Annotated in this window: 16 protein-coding genes; 11 read left to right on the top strand and 5 right to left on the bottom strand. The window is 50.4% G+C overall.

Translation table 11 applies throughout. The features are described 5' to 3' along the window. Positions 1 to 53 precede the first annotated feature (53 nt). Complete coding sequence (locus tag DB51_RS08830) at positions 54 to 2,228, top strand: RICIN domain-containing protein (protein WP_051867416.1); 2,175 nt, start codon at positions 54 to 56, stop codon at positions 2,226 to 2,228. A gap of 27 nt (positions 2,229 to 2,255) precedes the next feature. Here DB51_RS08830 and DB51_RS08825 read toward each other — a convergent pair whose 3' ends face one another. Then, positions 2,256 to 4,145 carry a DUF6020 family protein gene (locus DB51_RS08825; protein ID WP_156958297.1) on the bottom strand — a complete coding sequence of 630 codons (1,890 nt, stop codon included), beginning with the start codon at positions 4,143 to 4,145 and terminating at the stop codon, positions 2,256 to 2,258. 156 nt (positions 4,146 to 4,301) lie between these two features. Here DB51_RS08825 and DB51_RS08820 point away from each other — a divergent pair, with 156 nt between their 5' ends. Together DB51_RS08820 and DB51_RS08815 are read left to right on the top strand one after the other, a co-directional pair. After that, positions 4,302 to 6,548, top strand: coding sequence for a hypothetical protein (locus tag DB51_RS08820; protein ID WP_156958296.1), 2,247 nt, complete (start codon positions 4,302 to 4,304; stop codon positions 6,546 to 6,548). Between the two features lie 94 nt (positions 6,549 to 6,642). After that, on the top strand, positions 6,643 to 8,082 hold the full coding sequence (locus DB51_RS08815; protein WP_034253298.1) for a lipopolysaccharide biosynthesis protein: 1,440 nt from the start codon (positions 6,643 to 6,645) through the stop codon (positions 8,080 to 8,082). Here the strand turns inward: DB51_RS08815 and DB51_RS08810 are convergent. Then, positions 8,059 to 9,063, bottom strand: a complete 1,005-nt coding sequence (locus DB51_RS08810; RefSeq protein WP_202962001.1) for a glycosyltransferase family 2 protein — start codon at positions 9,061 to 9,063, stop codon at positions 8,059 to 8,061. The genes DB51_RS08815 and DB51_RS08810 overlap by 24 nt on opposite strands. A 133-nt stretch (positions 9,064 to 9,196) precedes the next feature. Between DB51_RS08810 and DB51_RS08805 the strand changes: the two genes are divergently transcribed. The 5 genes from DB51_RS08805 (at position 9,197) to DB51_RS08785 (ending at position 17,757) form a co-directional block, all read left to right on the top strand. Further along, complete coding sequence (locus DB51_RS08805; protein WP_156958295.1) at positions 9,197 to 11,338, top strand: DUF6020 family protein; 2,142 nt, start codon at positions 9,197 to 9,199, stop codon at positions 11,336 to 11,338. Between the two features lie 195 nt (positions 11,339 to 11,533). Then, a complete protein-coding gene (locus tag DB51_RS08800; RefSeq protein ID WP_034253296.1) occupies positions 11,534 to 13,405 on the top strand; it encodes a glycosyltransferase family protein in 1,872 nt (623 codons plus the stop codon). 177 nt (positions 13,406 to 13,582) lie between these two features. After that, complete coding sequence (locus tag DB51_RS08795; RefSeq protein ID WP_084674663.1) at positions 13,583 to 15,523, top strand: glycosyltransferase; 1,941 nt, start codon at positions 13,583 to 13,585, stop codon at positions 15,521 to 15,523. An 81-nt stretch (positions 15,524 to 15,604) separates the two neighbouring features. Next, positions 15,605 to 16,441 carry an ABC transporter permease gene (locus DB51_RS08790; RefSeq protein ID WP_034254454.1) on the top strand — a complete coding sequence of 279 codons (837 nt, stop codon included), beginning with the start codon at positions 15,605 to 15,607 and terminating at the stop codon, positions 16,439 to 16,441. Between the two features lie 29 nt (positions 16,442 to 16,470). Next, a complete protein-coding gene (locus DB51_RS08785; RefSeq protein WP_034253294.1) occupies positions 16,471 to 17,757 on the top strand; it encodes an ABC transporter ATP-binding protein in 1,287 nt (428 codons plus the stop codon). A gap of 87 nt (positions 17,758 to 17,844) precedes the next feature. On the opposite strand, the gene glf is transcribed toward DB51_RS08785, so the two are convergent. The 3 genes from glf to DB51_RS08770 all read right to left on the bottom strand — a co-directional run bounded on the left by glf (position 17,845) and on the right by DB51_RS08770 (position 21,387). Further along, positions 17,845 to 19,002 (bottom strand): UDP-galactopyranose mutase, encoded by a 1,158-nt coding sequence (gene glf, locus DB51_RS08780; RefSeq protein ID WP_034253292.1) that lies wholly within the window; start codon positions 19,000 to 19,002, stop codon positions 17,845 to 17,847. A 112-nt stretch (positions 19,003 to 19,114) separates the two neighbouring features. Next, positions 19,115 to 19,747: an NUDIX hydrolase gene (locus tag DB51_RS10085; RefSeq protein ID WP_084674662.1), complete on the bottom strand. Its 633-nt coding sequence runs from the start codon at positions 19,745 to 19,747 to the stop codon at positions 19,115 to 19,117. After that, positions 19,744 to 21,387, bottom strand: a complete 1,644-nt coding sequence (locus DB51_RS08770; RefSeq protein ID WP_034253289.1) for a hypothetical protein — start codon at positions 21,385 to 21,387, stop codon at positions 19,744 to 19,746. Before DB51_RS08770 ends, DB51_RS10085 begins: the two co-directional genes overlap by 4 nt. A 45-nt stretch (positions 21,388 to 21,432) precedes the next feature. Here DB51_RS08770 and rfbB point away from each other — a divergent pair, with 45 nt between their 5' ends. From rfbB to DB51_RS08755, 3 genes are all read left to right on the top strand, one after another. Beyond that, positions 21,433 to 22,452: a dTDP-glucose 4,6-dehydratase gene (gene rfbB, locus DB51_RS08765; protein ID WP_034253287.1), complete on the top strand. Its 1,020-nt coding sequence runs from the start codon at positions 21,433 to 21,435 to the stop codon at positions 22,450 to 22,452. 206 nt (positions 22,453 to 22,658) lie between these two features. Continuing rightward, positions 22,659 to 22,955, top strand: a complete 297-nt coding sequence (gene rpsF / locus DB51_RS08760) for a 30S ribosomal protein S6 (protein WP_034253284.1) — start codon at positions 22,659 to 22,661, stop codon at positions 22,953 to 22,955. 72 nt (positions 22,956 to 23,027) lie between these two features. Beyond that, positions 23,028 to 23,666, top strand: coding sequence for a single-stranded DNA-binding protein (locus DB51_RS08755; protein ID WP_034253282.1), 639 nt, complete (start codon positions 23,028 to 23,030; stop codon positions 23,664 to 23,666). Positions 23,667 to 23,703 lie beyond the last annotated feature (37 nt).

Here is a 23,703-nt window from a genome sequence, read left to right as displayed (position 1 = left end):
CAGCTGAGTAACTGGCACCGCAGAGACGTTGGATTTCACAAGGAGGCACCTTCGTGATAGCGCACCATAAACACTCTTTTCTGGCGGCTGGGATTGTAGCTGTCTTGAGTCTTATTATGCTAGGGCAATCCGTGTTTGGGGCGATTGTGAGCGCCAGAGCCGCTGACGCTAATGCGTTCGATCCTGGGTATATCATTTCGGATGCAAAGTTCTACGATTCGAATGCGATGACTGCTCAGGAGGTACAGTCTTTTCTAAACAAGAAAGTCCCGAGCTGCGAGGCATGGCGTGATTCGAATCCCTCCTCCATTGTGTGTCTCAAGAATTATCAGACGCAAACTGTCAGTAAATCTCGTGATCAGTATTGTTCAGGCTATTCTGGTGGGCAGAGTCAGACGGCAGCTCAGATTCTAGATGGTGTTGCACGGAGCTGTGGAGTGAGTCAGAAGGTGCTCCTAGTGCTTCTTGAGAAAGAAAACGCCCTTGTGACACATACCTGGCCCAGCCCTTGGAGGTATAAGACGGCTATGGGGTTCGCTTGTCCTGACAATGCCCAATGTGATGCAAACTATTACGGCTTTTTCAATCAAGTGTATGCTTCAGCCCGCCAATACAGACTTTATCAAGCGAAACCGGCCAATTACTCATACAGGATCGGCAGCAATACGATTTATTGGAGTCCGAAATCTTCGTGTGGGACTTCTTATGTCAATATAAGGAACCAAGCAACCGCAGGACTCTACAATTACACTCCGTATCGTCCGAATCAGGCGGCATTGAACGCAGGATACGGGGAAGGAGACGGATGCTCTTCTTATGGAAATCGAAACTTTTATCTGTATTACAGCGATTGGTTCGGAAATCCGGTTTCCACCACACCAGCAATCGACACGACTTCGATGGAAATGGTATATGTACCGAATGGGCGCTATTTCGTAAACTCGGCACTGGACTATCGCTATAGTCTCGATATTCCTGGAGGCAGCAAAACAAGTGGTGTAATGAGCCAGTTGTATCAAGGAAATCAGAGTTCAGCACAGCAGTTCCAGTTTATACGACAGTCAAATGGAAGCTATGTAATTACTAATGTCAATTCCGGTCTGGTGCTGGATGTCCGTTACGGGGTGAGGCAGAATGACACCCCGATTATTCAGCACGCGGCAAATGGAAGCTCTGCACAGCAATGGTTCATCCGGAAAAATTCTGACGGCATGTTGTATCTCCAATCGGCGCTCGGCAATGTTGTATTAGATGTGCGAGCAGGGCTGACGGTCAACGGTACATCGATAAATGTTCACGAACCCAATGGCACGAAAGCCCAAGGGGTGTTGCTGACTTCCGTAACCGCATTGCCGACTGCAAAACCTGTCAAGATTGCGTCCGCTATCGACAACAACTATGTTATGGATGTGCGAGGGGCTTCGACTGCTAATGGAGCGGCAGTACAGCTCTACGCATCGAACGGGTCAAAGGCTCAAAGTTTTATTCTGCAACAGGTTGCAAATGGAGTATTTACCATCACCAGCGCTCTATCCGATAAACAGGTCGAGGTGGCGGCAGGAGCAGTGTACAACGGAGCCCCGTTGCAGCAGTGGCAGACGAATGGCACACAAGCTCAGCAATGGTTCGTTAGAGATGCTGGCAATGGTGAGATCTCTTTTTATAATCTGGACTCTTCGAAGAACATTGATGTCTCCGCTGGAATAGCAAGCGATTCCAAACAACTATCCCTTTATTCGCAGAATGGTTCAGCAGCTCAGCGGTGGAAGGTCAGTGAAAGCGACACAGCGGTATTGAACGATGGGGTGTACTCCATCAGATCTGGCATCAATAGCAATGCCGTTATCGAGGTGGCTGCCGCCTCCGGCTCTGACAGTGCGCCAATTCAGCTCTACCACAGCAATTCCACCGCAGCCCAGTACTGGAGGGTCACTCACGACAGTGCGGGCTATGTCAGATTGCAGAACATAGCGACAGGGAAGATGCTGGAGGTGCCGGCGGCTGTTGCAGGGCAGAGCAAGGTCGTTGGTCAATATCAATCAAACAATAGCCTCGCCCAGTCTTGGGTAGTCAGAAGAAACGACCAAGGCAACTTTGTTCTGTCAACAGCACTCGATAACAGGTATGTTCTAGATGCCAGGTTTGGGTTGTACTCTGACGGTACCCGGTTACAACTTCAAACGATTAACGGGACGGGTGCGCAGCAGTGGGTATTCAAACTCCGTTGAGCCGCTTCACGCTTTTGATGAAACGGCTCAACGTGCACCGTTGGAATTGACCAAGGACTGTTGCCCGAGCAAGGGAAGTGGTTTGTGCAATTCGGTGTTCGCGGAACTTCCGTCATCAGTGGAAATTCCCCTGCGTTTGGATGATGCATCGAACTGGATGAACAGACTGCCCAAAGTCAATGGTGTCGTATACAACACCGCCACAAGATACCGAGGTATTGCTATGGGGCCTATCATCAGGGTGAGTAATGTCAATGCAGCAGGTGCAAGGCATGCCACCCCTAACCATCGTTTTTTTCGCAGGCAATAGCACAACGAGAACAGTGGTATCCAGGTGGTGAACAAAACCTTACTGAACAGGATCGGGAACGCGTGGCTGATTCTCAGAAACCAGAAGCTGAAGGTATCTGATACCGAGCTGATGGCAGGATCACGGGAAGCGCCGTTAGTGAGCTCCAAGATATCTGATCTGGTGGCTTTCCCACCTGAATAGGCAATTAGCGTGGAAATCAGATTCTCGTCCGTCGTGTCCTGCGACGTCACCTTATCGCCATAGAACAAGGTGCTTTCGTCTCCTTCTGTGGAGATGTCAGGGTAGTACACCGGCAGTGAGTTGGCAGCGAAAGCAAGAATAAATGATTTCGGATCATCTCTGAGACTATCCAGCCACCATGTAAGGAAAGCCTTCTTGTCCTCAGTCGTTGAAGATTCTTTCCAACGCCCTTTGGTGTTGTCTCCTCGGGCTGGCGTGTATATCTCTCCGAGACTCTGCGGATCCTCAAAAACCCTTGATAGGGTTGACCAATCCTTGGAGGTCATGCGGTCTTTATGCATCCTGATATACATTGCAGTCTGTTGTGAAGGCACGGCCAGCATCTCACGTTCGGGCCCCGGAGCCACGTTCCACATCGGAAGGAGGATGGACGTCCAGATTCCCAGGAATAACGCTGCAGGAATGATGAAGGAGGCGATGCAGCGTAATCTGTGCCGCTTTGCGCATAGAAATGTGACTGCAAATGCACCGAAGGTCAAGTAGATACCGGTCTTTTTGGTCAGCATGGTGAGCAATACGACGAACATCAGGGAAACAAGGAAGCCTCGATGTTTGAGGATACCGCCCCTGCTCCTGATTATTTCCATCAGGGAAATGACCAGGAGCACCCAAATCCAGCTAAAAAGCATGTCCTTGGCCATGGTCTGAGCGAATAGCGCCACTGTGGGATAGCATGCACTGAACAGCAGACATGCCCTGCGCAACCATCTAGGCATATTGATGAATTGCAGATAACACAGCGATAAGGATAGAACCAACGCAGTTACTGTCATCTGGATAATAACGAAAATCAGGAGTGACCAGAAATGGCTATGAAGCGCGTCTCCCAATTTCCAGAATGCGCCGAAAATCAAAGTGTCAAAATATGGATGCTGATCATTCGGCTGGACCAAGCCATAGATCTGTTCTAGCTGCCAATATGTATCAGAATCGATGTTTCCGGGAAACCGGATGAGCAGATAGGGCAACCAGCCTGTGAGTATGATGCCAGCGTAAGGCAGACCTTTTCTGCGAGTGATATCACGTAGTTGCGTGTATGATTGCCCGGCATTGGGCTCGTTGGCCTTGATATAGTTGTCAATTTTGCCGAATAAAAATTTTATACAAACGTATAGGGGGAAAGCCCCTGCGATACTTAGCGCAACTATGGTTGCATATCCGTATGTGCTCTGAATCTGCGGTTGTGGAGTGAATACATGGTCGAGGACCAGGATTCCGAATCCAAAAGAAGTGGATACCAGTATTGAGAATAATGCCACATAAGGGTCGGTATGTCTCAGGAAGGAACCCAGTCTCATGGCAACCCCGCTTGTGCGGGCGGCAGGTGAGGGAGGAGTATGGTGGGTTGATGTGGAGCGTTGCAACGGGTATCTCCTTCGATGCCGGATCTGTGAAGGTCTGTCTTCGCCCGGATGGTGTGCTGACTGGAGATAGATCAAACAGTGTTTGATCCGGATTATTTCCACGTGCTGTATCCCCTGATCCTGAGCAATGACAGTCTACACTGTATACTCGCTGTTATGACAGAACCAGTCACTCTAGCATCCGGCCACAGAAGGTTTGGGAAACATAGCAGAGTTCGTGGAATAACTGAGAACACTTCTTCAAGCCAATCGTTTTCAGGGAAAAAATTTCATGGAAGCCTCATCATGAGGATAATCTTTGTGGCGCTGACGTGTATTATCGCGGAGTTGTTCATTTTTAATGCCTCACATTGGTTATCAGCTTCCTATCAGCCTATTGCTGACGTGCAGGTGACATATGGTTCTGGTTTGAAGAGTGTCGGTGAGGGTGTCTATATCCTCGAGAACAGTGATGAGGCGACGATAACCCTCAGCCATATAGGCCAGCACGTTGATAATATCGACATTCCCATAACACGCGTAACCACGTCAAATGCGATCAAGGCGAACGATTACCCTGTTCCACGTGTAGAGACGTTCGTCGGGCGTTCGGACTCTTCGCTCCATGTCTCTCTTAGAGCGGATGACGCAGTTCACACATTGGGAATGGAACTTCCTCAACGGGTCATACACCGGTCTGTTCCGTCGTCGCAGGTGATCCGGCTTCATCTGGCCGGTAACACAAAAAGTATAGTCGTGAACATTCATGAGCACCCTGGTACAGAGCTGGAGTTCTCTGGTCCACCGAGAGTAAACGTGCGAGCGCCGTTGAGCATGAACCCCCTTCGGCTTGCTGTATATGTGCTGTTGCTGATCCTTGTAGGTGCATGGCCCATGGTCAACAAAGTATGGAGACGTGAGCAAGATCTGACACCTGTACAGAGAAAGACCATTTGGATAGGCGCTGCAACGCTTTCCGCGCTCCTCAGCGTTATGGTTACCATGCTGGTTCTGCCATGGGTGTACATGAGAATGACTCAGTGGCAAGCGGATTTCGAGTACCAAAGTGTTGCCAGGGCCTTGGCGTCAGGGCATTCCTGGATTGACTATCCTGTTGCTGATATGCTGACCTCGATGCAGAACCCATACCAGTCGGATCTGCGCGAGTTGATGAAAACACAGACACAACAGCCTATACTGTTTGATTATGTCTTCTATGACGGCAAGTACTTCTCGTATTTCGGTGTGCTCCCCGCACTGTTGTTCTTTCTCCCCTACCACGTGATTACGGGTGGGGACCTTGTTCCTTGGAAAGTCATTCTTATCCTTGGCGTCATCTTGGCGATGCTGTCGATGAGGTTTGTGTACCTCTGCTTTAAGCGTTTTTCCCCTAAAACACATGTATTAGTGCAAGCGGCGGTGGGCATAGCTTTCATGTGCGCGGTGCAACCTGTGTTTTACCTGTCCTTTCTTCCCACTACATATTCGGTACCCATTGCCACAGGATTATGTCTGGCGTTAGGAGCTGCCTGCTGCTGGTTCCGCGCATTGGATTATCGTGACAGTTCCCGCTTTCGTTATGGTCTGTACCTTGTCGCGGGCGGAGTCTTATGCGGACTGATTGTGGGATGCAGACCACAGCTCTGTGCGGTGGCGTTGTTGTTGCCGATGTTGTTAATCGTACAGAAGCTTAGTGAAGGTTCTAGAGTAAGTACGTCACTGAAAGCCGCACTTCCGGGGACACTTGTGGCTGCGTGCTCTGCCGTTCTCATAGGAATTCCGTTCCTTGTTTGGAACAAGATCCGTTTCGGAAGCCTGCTGGACTTTGGTGCCTCCTATCAGTTGACCGTCACAGACCAGCGTGCGCAGATCGATGGGTTGTCCAAGGTACCTTATGCTTTGTGGCAGGCTTTCATAGTGCCTGCATCCGTAACCGACCAATTCCCTTTCCTCACATCGCTCTCATCGGCCAATGAGCATGCCGGAGGATATCAAGGTTTTTTCTATTCCGAGCCGGCTCTTGGAGGAATCTTATTCTGGTTTCCGCTGGGGCTCTTGATGTTCCTGGTTCTCTCGGCAAAGGTTAGAAGGACGATAGGCGGTTCAAAGGTTGCTCTGATTGTAGCGCCTGTCGTATTATCCATGCTGACGATTATCGTTGATGCTTCTTCCTCGGCATACGCCGCACGATATCTTTGCGATTTCGGTTTGCTTATCGGAATTGCCTCGATGTTCACCATTGTGACAGTGTCGGGGAAGATGGATGTTCGAACACGAGGACATTTCAATATCGTGTTGCTGGTATTGGTAGGTATTACCCTAGCGTTGAACTTATGGTCCATTGTGATGTCAGGAAGGTTCGCTCAGCTTTCTGACAGCAATCCATCGCTTTACGTCATGCTTCAGCAGATGCTGTCATGGTGAATCCATGGAATACCCAAAAGATGCAGTGAGCAGTATGATGCCAGGTCATTGAACACTCACCGCACGTTATCACTAGGCAGAAGGGGCCACAGTCATGCAACGTGGACTGGTGTTGAATATAATCAGTAATCTGGTGTTCTTCCTCAGCAGCTACTGCATTCATTTCTTCCTAGGTTCGAGCATCCCGGCAGCAAGCTATGGAGTTGTCGGCACTGTTATCACGGTACTTGATTTCGAATATATGTTCGTCAGCAACGGGGCGAGACAATCGCTGTCGAGTCAGATATCCTCCATGAAATATGACGCCAGAGACCTTATTGGGAAAACCTTGTTGTTCCAACTGCTGCTGATCGCCGTTTTCTTCGCTATCAACTTCTTTGGGGCGCCGCTTTTCGCATATGTATTCAATGACGCTTCCCTGGATTTCTATTTCAAACTCGCGGCTTTCCTGATACCGGCCAACGGATTGTACGTTGTGGTGCTTGGCATTAACGATGGGTTGCAACGGTTCGGTAACAGCGCTTTTCTCAGCACGATCTATCCCATCGTTAAACTCGGCGTGATCCCGTTGATCATCGTCGTATTTCCCCATGACCCTGTCACCGGAGTCGAACTCGGGTATCTTTTCGCGATGCTGATTACGATTTTCGTAGGTATGGTTCTGCTGATTCCCGCCAGGAAATCTCTCGTAGGAGGATCACCCGAAAAAGTCCGTTTCAAAGAAGTTGCGAAGCACACACTGACGTTCTCGTTCTTCTTCATCATGGTTTCGCTTGTATTGAGCGTTGACACCTTGGTGGTGAAGGCAGTGGTACGACCAGCTGCGATGGCCGGGTACTACACAGGGGCGATGAATTTCGGCAAGACAAGTTATTATTTGCTGCAAGCCTTTGCGGTGATCATTCTGCCTGTGGTCTCCGGGTTGCTCAGTCAAGGAGAGAGGGGGCAGGCATTATCTAAGGCTCAGGAACTTGTGTTGGTAGCGTGTGCGGTCATTCTTCCTTTGGCGATTGTGATTTCATCTACCAGCGAGGATTTACTTGCGACCTTCTATCACCCTGAGTTTACCGTGGCAGCTCCTGCATTGACTTTCTTGGCGCTTTCTAGTTTTTGTATGGGTATGACGGTCATTTTCAATATGGTGCTCAATATCCGCAAAGGGAGTAGATTTTCAGATCTTCTGTCGATCGTTTCTCTGATCGTGGTCATACCGCTGTTCATTGTGGTTGCTAAATACTCAGGAATCACTGCCTTGGCGGCAGCCAGTCTCTGTTGCACCGCCGTCACGATGGTCATCTCATATATGGAGATCAAACGGCGTTTCGGCGATCCGCTCACGCGACAGACGTGGTGCGTGTTAGCGATCAATGCAGGACTGTGGATTGTTCTTCATGCGCTTATGCGGGTTCTCGTAATTGATAATCTTGTGATTCTGGCATTGATATATGCAGGTTCCTATGGGCTGTATCTATTGCTGCTGTTGAAAACAGGACTACTGAGACTCCGCGCTCTATCGGGTTTTGGGAGAAGCTGACAAGGCATGGTCCGACAGGAGAGCCGGGTCTGTCGTCTTCTTCGAATCCTCCCAGACGTTTAGCAGAGCAGTGTTGTACATGATTTCTTTGGTTCTTTGCAGCTGATCTTCCTGTAGTTTCCTACCTGTCCGCTGAACCTCGGAAATTATCAGCAGTGACAGACACATCACGGCTGTCATCAGTAGCAGCAATCCAAGGATGAGGGATTGGAGATGACCTCGTCCAAACCCCTGCGCGAACAGCGCCAGATACCTGATGAAGAATATGGAGCCTAGCGTTCCGAAAATGAGCGAAGCCCATTTGAATACGGATCGGGCTCTATACATCAGATAACACTGTATTATTGCGCTGGCCGACTTTGCCATGTGCTCGAAGATGTTGCTGAACAGGCGTGAATCCCGTGTTTTGGGATTCGTGGTGATCGGCACGGAGGTAATCGCTATACGTTTATTACCAGCCTGAATGATGGTCTCCATGCAGTAGCTGAAGTCGGTAACGATATTCAGACGCATCAATGACTCTCTGGAGTATGCGCGGAATCCGCTAGCGGCATCAGGTATATGGGTGCCGGCGGCCTTGTTGACGACCCATGAACCGAGATGCTGCATGCTCTTCTTGAAAGCCGAAAACTCTTTGATCTGAGCGGTCTGCCTGTCGCCGACTACGATTTCGGCCTCGCCTTTGACGATGGGGGCTACCAAATCCGGGATTCGGCCGCTTGGATACTGGTTGTCACCGTCGGTGTTGACCAGTATGTCGGCTCCATGCTTCAGTGCGTAATCTACTCCGTCGCGGAAGGCTCGGGCCAAACCTCTGGTCGTGGTATGTCTGACGATATGTTGCACGCCCAGTTCTTTGGCGACTTCAACAGTACGGTCGGTGCATCCGTCATCAACGATCATGATTTCGATCTCATCTATGCCCGGGATGGTTTGCGGAAGGTCTTTGAGCACCAGGGGGAGGGTGGTCTCTTCATTCAAACAAGGAATTTGTATGAATAATCGCATCGTTGCTCCGCTTCTCGATTGTGGCCGAATTTACATACCGATGATTCTTCATCAATATATGTAAACCATTGGTAGTATACAAGACGATATTTCTATAACAGTGTGTTTGAGTTTATTCGAGGGAGAATTCAGTATGCATGCCAGTTCAGTTGTTACGCACCGGCGTGAGATATTGAAGCCAAGATTGTTTCTGGCTTTGTGCTCTGCATTCCTTGGCACCATTGTGCTCCTGGCTTCATATGGTGATGTCTCCGTCTTCTCTTCAGGGTGGAAAGCCACCTTGGCGGAAGTCCTCGGTTATGTGGCCGTGCATGGACCGGTCGCCAGTACTGCGCTCTTTATAGTGCTTCTGCCGTATTGCTATGTGGGTATGCTAATTCTGAACCGGCTCGAAACTAAACATGTGATTTGGTCGTATGCAGTGGGCGGAATTCTCGCTCTTACCACGACATTTACCCCTTATGGGACCGGCGAATCCGAGGCCTCGACTATCTCGACATTTGGCTATGTGCCTCCGGTCGTGCCTGATGATATGCGCACGAAGTTCTATATCATGTACATGCTTATCAGATGGTGCGGGTACACATTGTTGTTTTCGTTCGCCGTTGCCATGATCGTTGCGTGTGTGCTCCGCAGAGCAGGCGCAAAGAGCGACATCGGGCACCGTGGTCTTCCACCCTTGCTGTCGTGTGAGGTGAAACAGGCGATCCGTGCACGGGTTCGAGGTTTCTGGTCAAGGATTTCAGCTCTGCGCTGGCTATTCGAGGCATTCACACCCATACGGTGCATTGCTGTAGCTGGGATTATCTTGTTGCTTTGGGTTCCTTGGATCATCATGTTGTCGCCGGCCAATATTGGTGCTGATACGGTCGCACAGCTGGTCTGGTACAGAACAGGCAAGGCCTGGGATCCCTCATTGCGGGTCGACTTGCCGGGTTATGCGATGAGTGATCATCATCCTTGGCTCGACACTTTGATATACGGATGGTTCGATTCAATAGGTCTGGCGATCGGCAACGAGACTTTCGGCATCTGGTTGCTGTCCTTCGCCCATTCCTTCGCGCTTGCTCTGGCTCTTGGCACATCGCTGTGCTACATCGGGGCAAGGCTCAAGATCAATTGGAAATGGTGCACTACCCTGACTGCTTTCTATGCCTTGGTGCCTCTGTTTGGGCGCTTGTCGATGACGGTCGTCAAGGACCTGACTTCGCTGCCATTCTTCATATTTTGGGTGGTGATGTTCATTGAATACGTAATCCGTGCACGTTCTCATCGACGGATCGGACCTGTGTTCTGGATTGGTTTCCTGCTCTTAGCGGTCATGTGTATGGAAACGCGGAAAATTGCCGTATACATTATTCTCGCCTCGTTGTTAGTCCTGCTGATTTTTGTCAGAAAGCGTCTGATGACTCTGAGTTTTATGGTGATCATCGTTGCATTGATGTCAATCATCCCCGCGGTGGTGTTTCCGGCGCTGCATGTTGCGCCGGGCGGAACTCAGGAAATGCTGTCGATACCTTTGCAGCAGACGTTTGCCGTTTATGAACAACATGGTGACACCATGTCCGCCGATGACAAAGCGATCATAGAGGATTCGCTTGAATGCTCGATCGATCAGATTCGTGAAGAATATGACGAATATCAGGCGAATCCAGTCAAAGATTGTTTTAAGCGGGATATCAGCAAGCAGCAAATCGCCAGATTACTATGGCTTTGGGTAAGACAGGGGGTTGCTCACCCGCTCACCTATATGAAATCAGTCGATTGGCTCAGGGATTATTTCGTCGTTGGGAGTGTCTATGACCAGGGCTTCTTTGTGCGATGGGGGTGGGAAGCCAATGGTGGCAACGACATCCTTCCACAATATGAGAGTTGGGAGATGTCGTCAGAACAAGAGTTCGGACAGGCGATTTACCAGACCGCCTCACAGTTGCCCGTTGTAGGCTTATTGATGACCGAGGCGGTGTATCTTTCCTGGATTCCTCTTATGTCCTTTGCATTATGCATCATCCTTGGAAGGAAAAAGAACATTCTGTATATGACTCCGTTGCTGTTCTCCATCGCGGCGGTGCTCACCACCCCGATTCATAACGTAAGGTACGGGTGGACTCTTCCATTCTGCGTAGCGTTGATGGTAGTTATCCCATTCATTGACCACAAGGTCGATTCAACAGGATTGCCAGAGGGCAAAAGGAACCATCAACAGAGCCGACTGCAAGACTCGATAGAGCGGAATCAACAGGCATGAGAGATCCCCGACGATCTCTCGTCGGTATGGGACTGCGTTCCGGTGTGCACCGCCGTTCTGTTATCATGCGGTGTTTGGCTCGCCTCGGCCATGCGCGAATACTGTGATGGATTGTGCGCGTAATTTCATCAAGGTATGACACTCAGGCTACTATGGCAATGTTTATCGCACGTATTACAGTCGAATGAGGTTTCTATGCCGATGTTTCGGTTTGCCAATGTGTTGTTGGAGACAAATCCCCGCTCTGTGGGTTATCCTGCACTATATTGCGTATCTGATCGTCCAGTTGTTCACGATGAAGACATTGATGAGTGGACGCTCAGAGGCCCGGGTGCCTTTGATTTCTCGACATACTTCAATGCCTTGTCGGTACAGAAACTCCTAAAGTACACCAATGCAAAGAGATTCCGCCTGCACATGGAGCTGCGTGGCGCCGCTTGCACCGTCACGCAGACCAAAGGTGATGCGTTCTCATCGCATCCCGAGCTCATTGATGAACAGAGTGTCTCTGCACCGGAAAGTTCGCAGTGGCAATCCTTTGAATTGGATTTGCAGGTACAGCCAAGCTGGGTGGTGGTGGGCTTCGTCATTTCCGCTGAAGGGTTCGTCTCGATTCGCAATGCCTATTATGAGGTCGAATACGAGGGTGATCTGAGGCCTGTCGAACTGGTTCTTTCCACGACTACTTTCAAGAAAGAACGTTTTATCGAACGTAACATTGATTTGATCAAGCAGAATATCGTCGACTCTGGTGAAGATATCGCTTCTCATTTCAACATGCTGGTCGTCGACAACGGCAGAACGCTTGATGTAGACAAGCTCAGCAGCGAACACATCACGGTCGTGCCGAACAACAATGTCGGAGGCGCGGGCGGGTTCACCCGAGGCATGATCACGGCAATGCATCAGCGGCCAGAGGCCACCAACGTCCTGTTGATGGATGATGATGTCGCTGTCTCGCCGGAGAGTATCAAACGCACATACAACCTTCTTCGTTTGCTTAATGACTCATACTCTGAGGCTTTCATAAGTGGGGCCATGCTCAATTTTGAGATTGGTGACGAGCAATGGGAGGACCTCGGCTTCATGACGCCGAAGGGGGCCTTTGCTCCTTTGAAGCCAGGACTTAGGCTGACCAAGTTCGAAGATGTAGTTTTCAACGAGGTGTTCCGTTCGCGTTCCTCCGTCAAGGGACAGATGTACGCGGCATGGTGGTACTGCTGCATTCCGGTTTCTGCAATCAAGAAAAACGGTTTGCCGCTGCCGGTATTCGTCCGCTGCGACGATGCAGAATACGGTGTACGTTGCAATCCGAAGTTCATCACGATGAACGGTCTATGTATCTGGCATATGCCTTTCCACATGAGATACAACCCAGCTGTGGAACGCTATCAGACCACCCGAAATACCTTGATCGCACAAGCTACTACGGGGTTTGCGAAAAAATCCGACTTCCTTTATGAGCTTCACAACAACATAAGGCTGGAACTCAAGAAATTCGGATATGACAATGCCGAGTTGTGTCTGGATGCCTTCGAGGACTTTCTGAAAGGGCCAGGTTTCATCAGCAAGCCCGTCGCCGAGGAATGCTTCATGAAAGCCAATAAACGCAAAGAGAAATTGGTTCCTTTTGATGCGCTTGCCAAACAGGCTGAACAGGCAGGACTCCAAGACTTCAACCTGTCGCAGATTGACCGGCAGTTGGTGGACGGGGATAAACCGAGGAACCACTTCGAGCGTTTGGAAGACTATCTTACCAACAATGGACAGCGATTCTTTGTGGGGGCCGGAAAAGGCTACGCGGTTATTCCCGTATACGGATGGTCCTACCCAGCAGGTGCAATAAGAGGCAAGCACAGTCTCGTAGTGATTGATTGGTGGAACCGGCAGGGTGCGATACGCACCAAGGATGTGAAGCGTTATCAGAACATTATCAAGCGATATCGCAAGGATATGGCATATTATCGTTCGCACATCAAACAACTAAACAACGAGTATGCAGATGCCAGGAAGACGATGACCTCTGAAGCATTCTGGCTGGATTATCTGGGCATGAACAATGGCTGAGTGTTAGCGCCGGTCAGAACTCTGTTGCGTGTTGATACGGATGGTTACTTGCGAGGAAGGCATAAAACGACTGTGGAGCAAAGGTATTTGAACCAGGAAGGGCCTTCAGGCGATGGATGCACAGCCTCGGCTCCTGGGGAACACGCATTGTGGAACGTGGTTTTCCCCACGGCAGAGATGGGTGTGCACCGTCATGGTTCGAAGAGTGCCAATATCCTGTATGGTACCGGGTACGATAGCCATGGACAAGCAGTCGATCCGCCGGAGTTGGATGTTTGGTTCGATGGCAGGCGCCGGGTGCGTATCCCCGCGTACAGACGGTTCAGCACTGCAGGGTATTTCAATGCTTTTCCTGCGGCCTACTGGTGCGACGCCACAAATGTGGACCGTGTGTCGTTAAGTGTCGCGATCAGCGCTGGTGCGACGCTCACTGTATGGAAAAGTGATCAGCATGCTCGAGCAGACCGTGTATTACAGCAAGAATTGTCTGCAGGGAGACATGACATTGAAGTTTCAATTACGGGAATGTCTGACGGCGGTTGGCTGTGGTTCGATATTGAGACCGGAGATGACCCGGTTACTCTTGAAAACTCCTCATGGAATACCGATATTGCCGTTGAACGAGACGGGAACGCATCGATTGCCATCACCACGATGAACAAACCCGAATGGTGCCTACGTCAGTTTGCCTTACTCGCCGAATTTGCCGATCTGAGCGTGATCGACGAGATTCTGGTTGTGGATCAGGGCAACAAGCGTGTTTCAGAGGCGGAGCAATTCGATGAGATGTCACATCGTCTCGGTGCTAAGCTTCGTGTAATCGACCAGAGGAACATCGGTGGATCCGGTGGATTCTCCAGAGGCATGCATGAAGTGGAAAGTCGTGGTTCCAGTGAATACGCCCTGCTACTGGACGACGACACCGTGTTGGAGCCTGAATCTGTTTCACGGGCAATCATGTTCGCAAATCATTGTGCGAAGCCGACGATAGTCGGTGGGAACATGCTTTTCCTGAGTGAACCGACACGACTGTGTTCGTTGGCAGAGGTATTCAACGTCAGAGGCATCTATTGGGAACAGACTCCCGGAACTCCAAAATTCCCTGATATGGCGGATGCTCGGTTCACCGATGAGACCTGGCTGCATAAGCGCGCTGATGCCGATTACAACGCATGGTGGATGTGTTTGATTCCTGTCGATATCATCAAGGAAATCGGGCTGTCATATCCATTTTTCATCAAGAACGACGATGTCGAATATGGAGTCAGAGCAAAACAGGCGGGTTTTAGAACCGTCACGGTACCTGGGGTGTGCCTATGGCATCAGTCATGGGTTGACAAGGACGATATTCTGGACTGGCAGGCGTACTTCCATGTCCGGAATAAACTCATCATGGGGTTGTTGTATTCGCCGTACCGTTGCGGGGGGAAGCTGTTCCGTAATATGTTCAGAGCCTCCGCATCGGCAGCCGTGAAGCTCAGATATTCGGCTGTTATGCTGCACCAGATGGCGGTAAAGGATGTGCTGAAGGGGCCAGAGTACATCGGAAGCGTGTTGGAGACCAAGCTGCCCGATGTGAGAAAGTTGCGTTCCGCACAGCCAGATGCTCAGATGCAGCCTTTGAAAGAGCTGCCACAGCAACTAATCATTCATAACCCGATTGATGCCGAGTCAATCGGCAGCAACAGTGTCGCCGCACTGTTCCATCAGATTGCACCATTGAGAAAAGATGCGCGCACTGTCGTTGACGGCTATGTCGAGCCGACGAAAGTGTTCAGTGCTGTAAGCATGAGCGTGGCGCAAGGACACGTCAGCTCCGGGAATGTTCCTTTTTCTGATAAAGCGCATCTGAGGGCAACGGCCTCGTCGCCGCATAATCATTGGAAAGCCATGTCTACCATGGATTCCGCGGTGGCTGTTTCGGTCGAAAAAGACGCCGGGATATTGCTGGTTCGCCACCCATGGAAGGCTTTGAGAGCGATGTGCTCGGTTACGGCGTTGTATGCACGCCTGGCGGTACGCTGGCCTGCGTATAGGAAGCGATACCGTGAGCAGTTCAAGGCCATGACTTCCCCGAATTGGTGGAACACGTATTTCGCTCCAGAGGAGGAGCGGTAGTACGAGGATATCGTCTTTTAAGGGCGGTGGAGAACCCCTTCGCATATTGACTTGGAATAAGCACTGATAGGATTGTATGCCGTGAAACAATTAATCCGGAAGATCGCCGACCGTTATCATTACGCTTGGGTCGTGCTTAGAGGTCTGGTAAAGACCGATTTCAAACTGAGGTATCAAGGGTCCTTCCTCGGTGTCGCATGGTCGGTTCTTCAGCCATTGATGCTTTTCTGCGTGATGTATCTCGTATTTGCGAGATTCTTGCGTATGACTGATGGAACTCCCACATATCCGGTAGTGCTGTTGCTTGGTATCAGCTCATGGCAGTTCTTCTCGGAAGCCACCAGTGTGGGGTTGAGATCAATTGTCGACAGAGGTGATTTGCTGCGCAAAATTCATTTTCCCAACTACATCGTTGTGGTCTCCGCAACCATGGGATCTCTGATTAGCTATGGCATCAATACCGTGGTGGTGCTGATATTCGCCTTCCTTAACAGGGTGCAGTTTACCTGGCGTGTATTGTTATTGCCAATTAACGTCATCCAACTATATATGCTGACTCTCGGTGTGACATTCCTGTTGTCATCGATGTATGTCTATTTCCGCGATGTGTTGCATATCTGGGATGTCGTTACTCAAGCCCTGTTCTATTCTGTGCCAATCGTGTACCCGCTGGTGATGGTTCTGAATTTCAACTCTTATGGTCCAACTGTCGCAAAGCTCATGATGCTGAATCCTGTCGCACAGGTCATACAGGACATACGCCACAACTTCATTGCGCCGGATTCTACGCCGACCGTCTGGAATCAGGTGGGTAACCCGTTGGTCCGTTTGATACCGGTGATTCTCACAGCCGTTATTTTTGCGCTGGGCGTTTACGTATTCAAGAAGAACAACAAGCGATTCGCGGAGATTATGTGATGTCACAAGAACAATTACAAGAATCGAAGATGTCAGGTCATCCAGCGGGTGCAGAAGCTTTTCGACCCGCAGAGGACGCGCCTGCGGTATTGACCGTCAACCATGTTGGCAAGGTCTTCAGGTTGCCTACCGAACAGGCTACCGGACTCAAGCAGGTGTTCATCAATTGGGCCAAAGGGATCAAAGGTTTCAAAGAGCAAAGGGTGCTCAAAAATATATCCTTCGAGGTTCAGCAGGGTGATTTTTTCGGCATTGTTGGAAGAAACGGCAGCGGGAAATCGACATTGCTCAAGTTGATCTCCGGAATTTACTCGCCTGATGAGGGAAGCATAGAAACAGTAGGGAAGCTTGTCCCTTTCATCGAGCTTGGTGTCGGATTCAACCCTGAATTGACCGGTCGGGAGAACGTATATCTCAATGGGTCCTTGCTTGGGTTTGATCGCCATGAAATCGACGATATGTACGACGACATCGTGGAATTCGCCGAGCTTGGCGAATTCATGGATCAGAAGCTGAAGAATTATTCCAGCGGAATGCAGGTCAGGCTTGCTTTTTCAGTAGCAATCAAAGCTCAGGGAGACATCCTTGTGCTGGATGAGGTGCTTGCCGTAGGTGATGAGGCATTCCAGCGGAAATGCGACGATTTCTTTACGGAAATCCGGAAAGACCCAACTAAAACCGTTATTCTGGTCACTCATGATATGGGCTCGATTAAAAAATACTGCACCAAGGCGATGATGATTAAGGATGGGGAAATCACTGCCATAGGTGATAAGGAGACCGTAGCCGAGCAATACACGCTGGCGAATCTCGAAGCGCAGCGAAAGGAGGAACAGCGCAGACAAGACCAGCTCGGTGTAAGTGGTGAATTCCCTAATGGGTTGAGTGAGCGATGCCCTGTACTACGAACATATGCAGAGTCTTCCGAACTGTGCAAGAGCTCTGATACATTTCGTTTCGCTGTGGAATATCAATATGATGAACCCGGTGATTTCTATCTGGCAATAGCGCTTCATGATATTCGGCGTGGGGGAATTACTTATGATACCGGCCCTAAGGTGTTGAAGATGGACAACCATGGGCATCATGTCGTTCATTTCAGTTTGCCGTTGAGAATATTCAACAATGGGGAGTTCAGATTGATTACTTCCCTCAGAACGCCGAATCCCCAGGATCCGAAGGCGACAGACGCCGTAGGTGTCGCCCTTGATGCAAATGCATGTAACTTCGTGATTCGAGATGCAAATAACGGTGATTACGCTTTGCTGAATGATTCAGCCATACGGATCACACAGCTAACTGACATTTTGGCCTGATAATAGCCATAAGAATTGACTAATCTCGGACGGAATGTGGTCGGGGTGCCTCTACACCCCGACCACATTCCGTTGCGGTAAATTCGTTCAGGAGAGTTCGGGTTCGATGGAGTTCTCGAATGCGATTAGCGCCGAGTTAATCACCTGATGCATGTCGTAGTATGCGTATGTTCCTAGCCGTCCTCCAAAGTGCACGCCAGGTTCCTTCGAGGCAAGCGCCTTGTATCGGGTGTACATGTCGCGGTCTTCGGCTGTGTTGACCGGATAATAAGGTTCATCGTCCCTATTGGCAAAGCGGCTATATTCTTCCCAGACAACGGTTTTGCCATGGTTCTGCTGGTCACGGCGTTCTGGATTGAAATTCTTGAATTCAATCGCACGGGTGTAGGGCACGTCTGCATCCGAAAAATTCATCACAGGGCAGCCGAAGTGATCGTCCTCATCATAGCGTCGCTCTTTGAAATCTACGGTGCGCCACTTCAATTCACCCAAGGAGTAGTCAAACCACCTATCAACCGGGCCTGTGTACACAATCGGGACCTTCCCGAGAAGAGCTTTCTTGTTCAATGGCTGTGATTCATCGAAGAAGTCAACGCCAAGGCGTACATCAATTCTGTCACTGTCAATCATGCGTTCGAACCATGCGGTGTAACCATCGCTTGGCAGCCCCTCCCAGCGATCCTTGAAATAACGGTTGTCATAGTTGAAGCGCACCGGAAGGCGTTTGATGATGCTCGCAGGAAGCTCTGCCGGGTCGGTCTGCCATTGTTTGGCCGTATAGTTCTTGATGAATGCTTCATACAACGGTCTGCCAATAAGGCTGATTCCCTGATCGTTGAGGTTGCTTGGATCTTCAGAGGTAATTTCCGCGGATTGCTCGCTGATCAGAGCCTGCGCCTCGGAGGGAGTGTAGTGGGCGCGGAAGAATTGATTGATCGTACCCAGATTGATGGGAAGTGGGTAGACTTCGTCATTATGAGTCGCATACACACGATGTACATAGTTGGTGAATGATGTGAAGCGGTTTACATAATCCCAGACACGTTGGTTGCTGGTATGGAACAGATGCGCCCCATATTTGTGGATCTCTGCGCCCGTCTCCTCATCTGTGTAGGAGTAGGCATTGCCTCCGATGTGGTCTCTGATATCGAGAATCAGCACCTTTGCATTCGTGTGTTCTACAGCTTGTTGGGCCACGGTGAGACCAAACAGGCCCGCCCCTACAATAACCAAGTCGGCATCCATTATTCCCTCGCTTTCAGCGGTTGTGCATTAACATACTACCCAATATGGTTCGGACACCGAAGGAGCTCTAACGGATGTGACGAAATCCGCAGTGTGATCGGTTTGATAATATTCAGTTTGCATCTTCAGCGGAATGGTGCGCTTTCCATATGCAATATGAGGCCAATGTGATGCCATCTGAAATGATGGACTTGGCGATCATCCGTTCGATGTCATCTGTGGAAAACCAATGTGAGGCATTGAGTTCCCAATCAAGTTCCGCACTGGCTGCAGATGTCGGTTCCGTTGATTTTGGTGTGATTTCGGTTACTGCTATCTGGTCGGCCAACAAACCGGTGTCGGCATGTATAAGCTGCAGCAACCTTGTGTTTCGAGCTTCCAGCCCGGTTTCCTCATGCAGTTCTCGGTTGGCGGTCTGCGTGGGCGTTTCGCCGGATTCCCCCATTCCACGTGGAAACTCCCATCCGAATTCGCCCGTTGCTACGCGCCAGTGACGGGCCAGGAGCAGTAAACCATCGTGGCATACCACGCATACCGCACCGGGTTGGCGATGCTTGACTGAAACATATCGAAGCGTGTATGGCGCGTTGTTTCGCCGTAATCGCGCTCTTATTCGTGTCACAGTCAACGATACGGAATCTCCAGAGTCATATACAACCTCTGGCATGTCGAGATCAAAAGGCGGCTCCTCGTTGTATACACCACACTCATCGTGCGCGTCCGCCATCTTTGATTCCTCCTTCATGCTGCGTCCAGATAGATTACGGTTTTATCGTTGGAATGAACGCCCCAGAGCCAAGCCAAACCATCCAGGATATTTGGTGCGATCTGAATCAAGCAGGCGATGATAATCACCAGCAGCCAGTTATTTCCGTCGGAAGGCAGTATGTTGTCACAGACGGATGAGACTACGGCGAGTATTGCGCTCACCAGAAGGCTGACCCCAAGTCGTTTGGCATCGCTTGACATGTTGTGTTGTTTGGTTATTTGGTTGACGGCATATGACATGTTGCGTGTGCGAACTCTTCTCACTGATTGTGGTGTTTCATGGCCGCAGGCGCGCCATTCTCTAACAGTTTTCTGGCAGGTATAGCACAATCTTGAAAATTGCGCATTAGGCATTTTTGCCAGAAGATTCGTCACGCTACCGGAAAGGGTCATGATGTCCTTACGGTCTTTCTCACTCAATATGTATTGAAATGAGTTGCGAGGGGCATTCACTGCGAGCAGGAAGGAATCGAGATGGGAGGCCATCGTTTTCTGGTAAACGAATTGATACCAGTCAATAAGCAGATGTGAGACGCTGCTTTCTTGGTCATTTTCAGGAGTGTCTGGATATCCGGCTTCATGTTTTGATTGGAACTTGTGAATACTGGCAAAGGCATTTGAGCGCTTCGGCTCCTTAGCTATTGTATTCAGTGTGTTACAGACATCGGCGATATCGGTGTCTGCGGGGAGTGGGAAAGAGCGTGATTGAATTACCGAAACAAGTGTTTCCTTGTATCTTGTAGCTAATTGTTCGAATCGATTGGCAAAAGTCTGTCGGGTGTTCGACTCTAGGGCCGTCTGTGCATCCTTGGCTTTCGGCAACTGTGCTTGCCGCACATATATTATGTCTCCTGTCTGCTCAGCTCTGATCCATCGCTTCCACTGCTCGCTGACAGCAGCAAGGCCGTTCGCGGGGGCTTGCTTGCTTTGTTCAAGAGCAGAGATGATGCCGTCGACAACGTTGTCCGTATCTGTCGGGTCTTCCAGCATTTCGGTGAGTTTGTCGTAGCAACTTGACTCAAGCCCAAGGGCATCCCCGGGGGTTATGTCTATACCCATCGCGCTGTACCGCTTGACTTGAAGTGTTTTCTGAGTTGGTTTGCCCGCGCAAGAGGAGATTGGAATCCCACATTCTTGCGGGTAATGGTCCCTGACGGATTGAATCGTTGTTGTGGTGAACTGGATCAGGCAATCGAGTAGATTGCGCCCTGTTCCGGAAATAATAAGCACCGGCTGATCAGCCTTAGCCAGACCTAGTTCCTCGCGAATCATTTCGGGGCCGAAAGCTAAGAAAAAAACTCCGTCGAGAATCGATGAATGGGTCAAGAGGATTTTGTCGCAATACAGGAATGCCGTTCTGAGTCTCCCGGTAAAACTCTCGCGCAATGCAGGGAATCTATTGGTTATGATCTTGCAAGGGGTAGGATTTTCATGACCCCACAGATCCGAAATGGGCATGTCCGTCATCGTGTCAGCTCTCGTGCTTTCAGTCATTTGCTTGCTGATGAGGGTTTGGATGGTCTGATCCCATTGCTGGCGCTGAATCGTGGAATCGAAATTAGTGATCATCACCGTTTCTAGATTCTCGGGGGATGACTTTTCCAGTTGCTTGTGCATAGGCCTAAGTATAGGAGCTGACTGTATTGAAGTATCATTGCAGCTATGGGTTCATATATCGTTCCCCGTCATGTACTTGTCACGGGTGGAGCCGGTTTTATAGGTTCCAATTTTGTCCGTTATGTCGCCGACTGTCATCCTGAGGTCCATATTACCGTGTTGGATGCCTTGACCTACGCAGCGAATACGGGCAACCTTGTAGACATTCCTGCTGAGCAATGTGATTTTGTGCATGGCGATATCCGTGATGCGGATCTCGTGGACGAGGTGGTCGCGTCGAGTGATGCAGTGGTTCATTTCGCCGCGGAGTCACATAACGATAATGCGATATCTGATCCAGCCGCATTCGTTTCCACGAACGTCGAGGGCACTTTTGTGTTGTTGGAGAGTGTGAGGCGGCATGACGTGAGATTCCATCATATCTCTACCGATGAGGTCTATGGCGATCTTGATTATGATGACAAACGCGCATTCACTGAGGAGAGCCCGTACCGTCCATCGAATCCATACTCCGCTAGTAAAGCCGCATCAGATCATCTAGTGAGAGCCTGGATACGTACCTATGGCATTCGTGCGACGATTTCGAATTCCTCGAATAATTTTGGCAGCTTCCAACATGTTGAGAAGTTCATTCCAAGGCAGATCACGAACATCCTCTGTGGTGAGCGGCCGAAGTTATATGGTGTTGGCAGGGAGGTGAGGGATTGGATTTCAGTATCCGATCACTGTTTGGCTGTTTGGGAGATTCTCACCAGAGGTGACATCGGTCAGACCTATCTGGTGAGTGCGGGCAATGAGCTCAGCAACGCTTTTGTTCTCGCTTCCATCCTTGATGCAATGGGAATGCCATCCGACTATTATGATACGGTCCCGAATCGGGTGGGGGTCGACAAGCGCTACGCGCTCGACAGCTCGAAGATACGCACTCTGCTTGGGTGGAGGCCGGCTGATGCCAGTTTCCATCAATCGTTGCTAGACACCATACAGTGGTACGCCAATCATAGGGATTGGTGGATGCCAAGCAAAACGAGTACGGAACAGCGTTATCGGAATATTGGGCGTTGAGCTTGCATGCTTGAATTAGAATGATATCTTCAACGATTTAGGCACACGGTGGTTTGGGGCGTATTCGTCGATGCGGTCTGTCTTTCTTGTCGTGTATCATGGAACAGTTGCCCTGCGACGGTATCCTCTCGGATTCTGCCGCACGCACGCGCTACACCCTCCTGTCGTGGAAAGTCCACGGCCGATAAGTCCGAAGGAGGTGGGTGATGTCTGCGCATAAGTATGAATTGATGTTCATTGCCGATCCGGAGCTCGACGAACGAAGCTTGAAAAAGCTGACCGAGCAGTATCTTGAGATCGTCACCAAGGAAGGTGGCTCAGTCGAGAAGACTGATTTCTGGGGCCGCCGCAAGCTCGCTTACGAGATCGATGGCAAGAAAGAGGGCAACTACACGGTTGTCAACTACAGTGCCGAACCAGCCACGAGTGACGAACTCGACCGTGTGCTGAATCTCAACGAGTCGGTTATCCGTACCAAGATCCTTCGTAAGGATGCCAAGTAAACTAGAACTCAGCTGAGGCTTCACAGCCGCTGGAATCATGTAGCAGTTTATCGCACCGAGGAGGGCAGAATCATGGCAGGAGAAACGGTTATCACCGTGGTGGGAAATCTCACCGCTGATCCGGAGGTTCGTACCACCGGTAACGGCGGCACGGTCGCCAACTTCACCATTGCCTCCACCGTGAGGCAGTTCAACCGCAACTCACAGCAGTGGGAAGACGGGGATGCTCTGTTCATGCGTTGTTCTGCATGGGATTCCAACTACAATCCGATGGCCTCCAACATTCAAGCCAGCTTGGCCAAGGGCATGCGCGTCATTGCCCAGGGCCGTTTGGTGCAGCGTTCCTATCAGGATCGTGAAGGCAATAACCGCACAATCGTGGAGATGAGGGTCGATGAAATCGGCCCGGCTCTTTCACGGAACACCGCTCAGGTGACCCGTAACTCGAATTCCGGGAACAGTGACGGTGGACGAGGCGGCTTTGCCGGAAACGCCAATGCAGGCGGCAACGGTGGATATCAGGGCGGTGCAGGGTATCAGTCGGGCGGATATCAGGGAGGGGCTTCCGCTGCTTCCCCGACGTCGGCACCTCGGCAGAATGCCGCACCCGCGGACCCGTGGAGTTCGGATCAGAACGGCAAAGGCGGATCGTTCGGGTCGTTCGGTTCATCCGACGATTTCGGCGGTTCGGGCGACGAGCCGGAGTTCTAGTATCCGGAAGTCCAATATGTTGAGTGTTCTCAACACG

The organism is Bifidobacterium crudilactis (assembly GCF_000738005.1).
Taxonomy (GTDB): domain Bacteria; phylum Actinomycetota; class Actinomycetes; order Actinomycetales; family Bifidobacteriaceae; genus Bombiscardovia; species Bombiscardovia crudilactis.
This window is presented reverse-complemented; position numbering and strand designations above follow the sequence as displayed.

Coding starts and splice junctions, on each gene's coding strand:
- DB51_RS08820 (WP_156958296.1), top strand. CDS start 4,302: ATGACAGAACCAGTCACTCTAGCATCCGGCCACAGAAGGTTTGGGAAA.
- DB51_RS08815 (WP_034253298.1), top strand. CDS start 6,643: ATGCAACGTGGACTGGTGTTGAATATAATCAGTAATCTGGTGTTCTTC.
- DB51_RS08800 (WP_034253296.1), top strand. CDS start 11,534: ATGCCGATGTTTCGGTTTGCCAATGTGTTGTTGGAGACAAATCCCCGC.
- DB51_RS08795 (WP_084674663.1), top strand. CDS start 13,583: ATGGGTGTGCACCGTCATGGTTCGAAGAGTGCCAATATCCTGTATGGT.
- DB51_RS08785 (WP_034253294.1), top strand. CDS start 16,471: ATGTCAGGTCATCCAGCGGGTGCAGAAGCTTTTCGACCCGCAGAGGAC.
- glf (WP_034253292.1), bottom strand. CDS start 19,002: ATGGATGCCGACTTGGTTATTGTAGGGGCGGGCCTGTTTGGTCTCACC.
- DB51_RS10085 (WP_084674662.1), bottom strand. CDS start 19,747: ATGAAGGAGGAATCAAAGATGGCGGACGCGCACGATGAGTGTGGTGTA.
- DB51_RS08770 (WP_034253289.1), bottom strand. CDS start 21,387: ATGCACAAGCAACTGGAAAAGTCATCCCCCGAGAATCTAGAAACGGTG.
- rfbB (WP_034253287.1), top strand. CDS start 21,433: ATGGGTTCATATATCGTTCCCCGTCATGTACTTGTCACGGGTGGAGCC.
- rpsF (WP_034253284.1), top strand. CDS start 22,659: ATGTCTGCGCATAAGTATGAATTGATGTTCATTGCCGATCCGGAGCTC.
- DB51_RS08755 (WP_034253282.1), top strand. CDS start 23,028: ATGGCAGGAGAAACGGTTATCACCGTGGTGGGAAATCTCACCGCTGAT.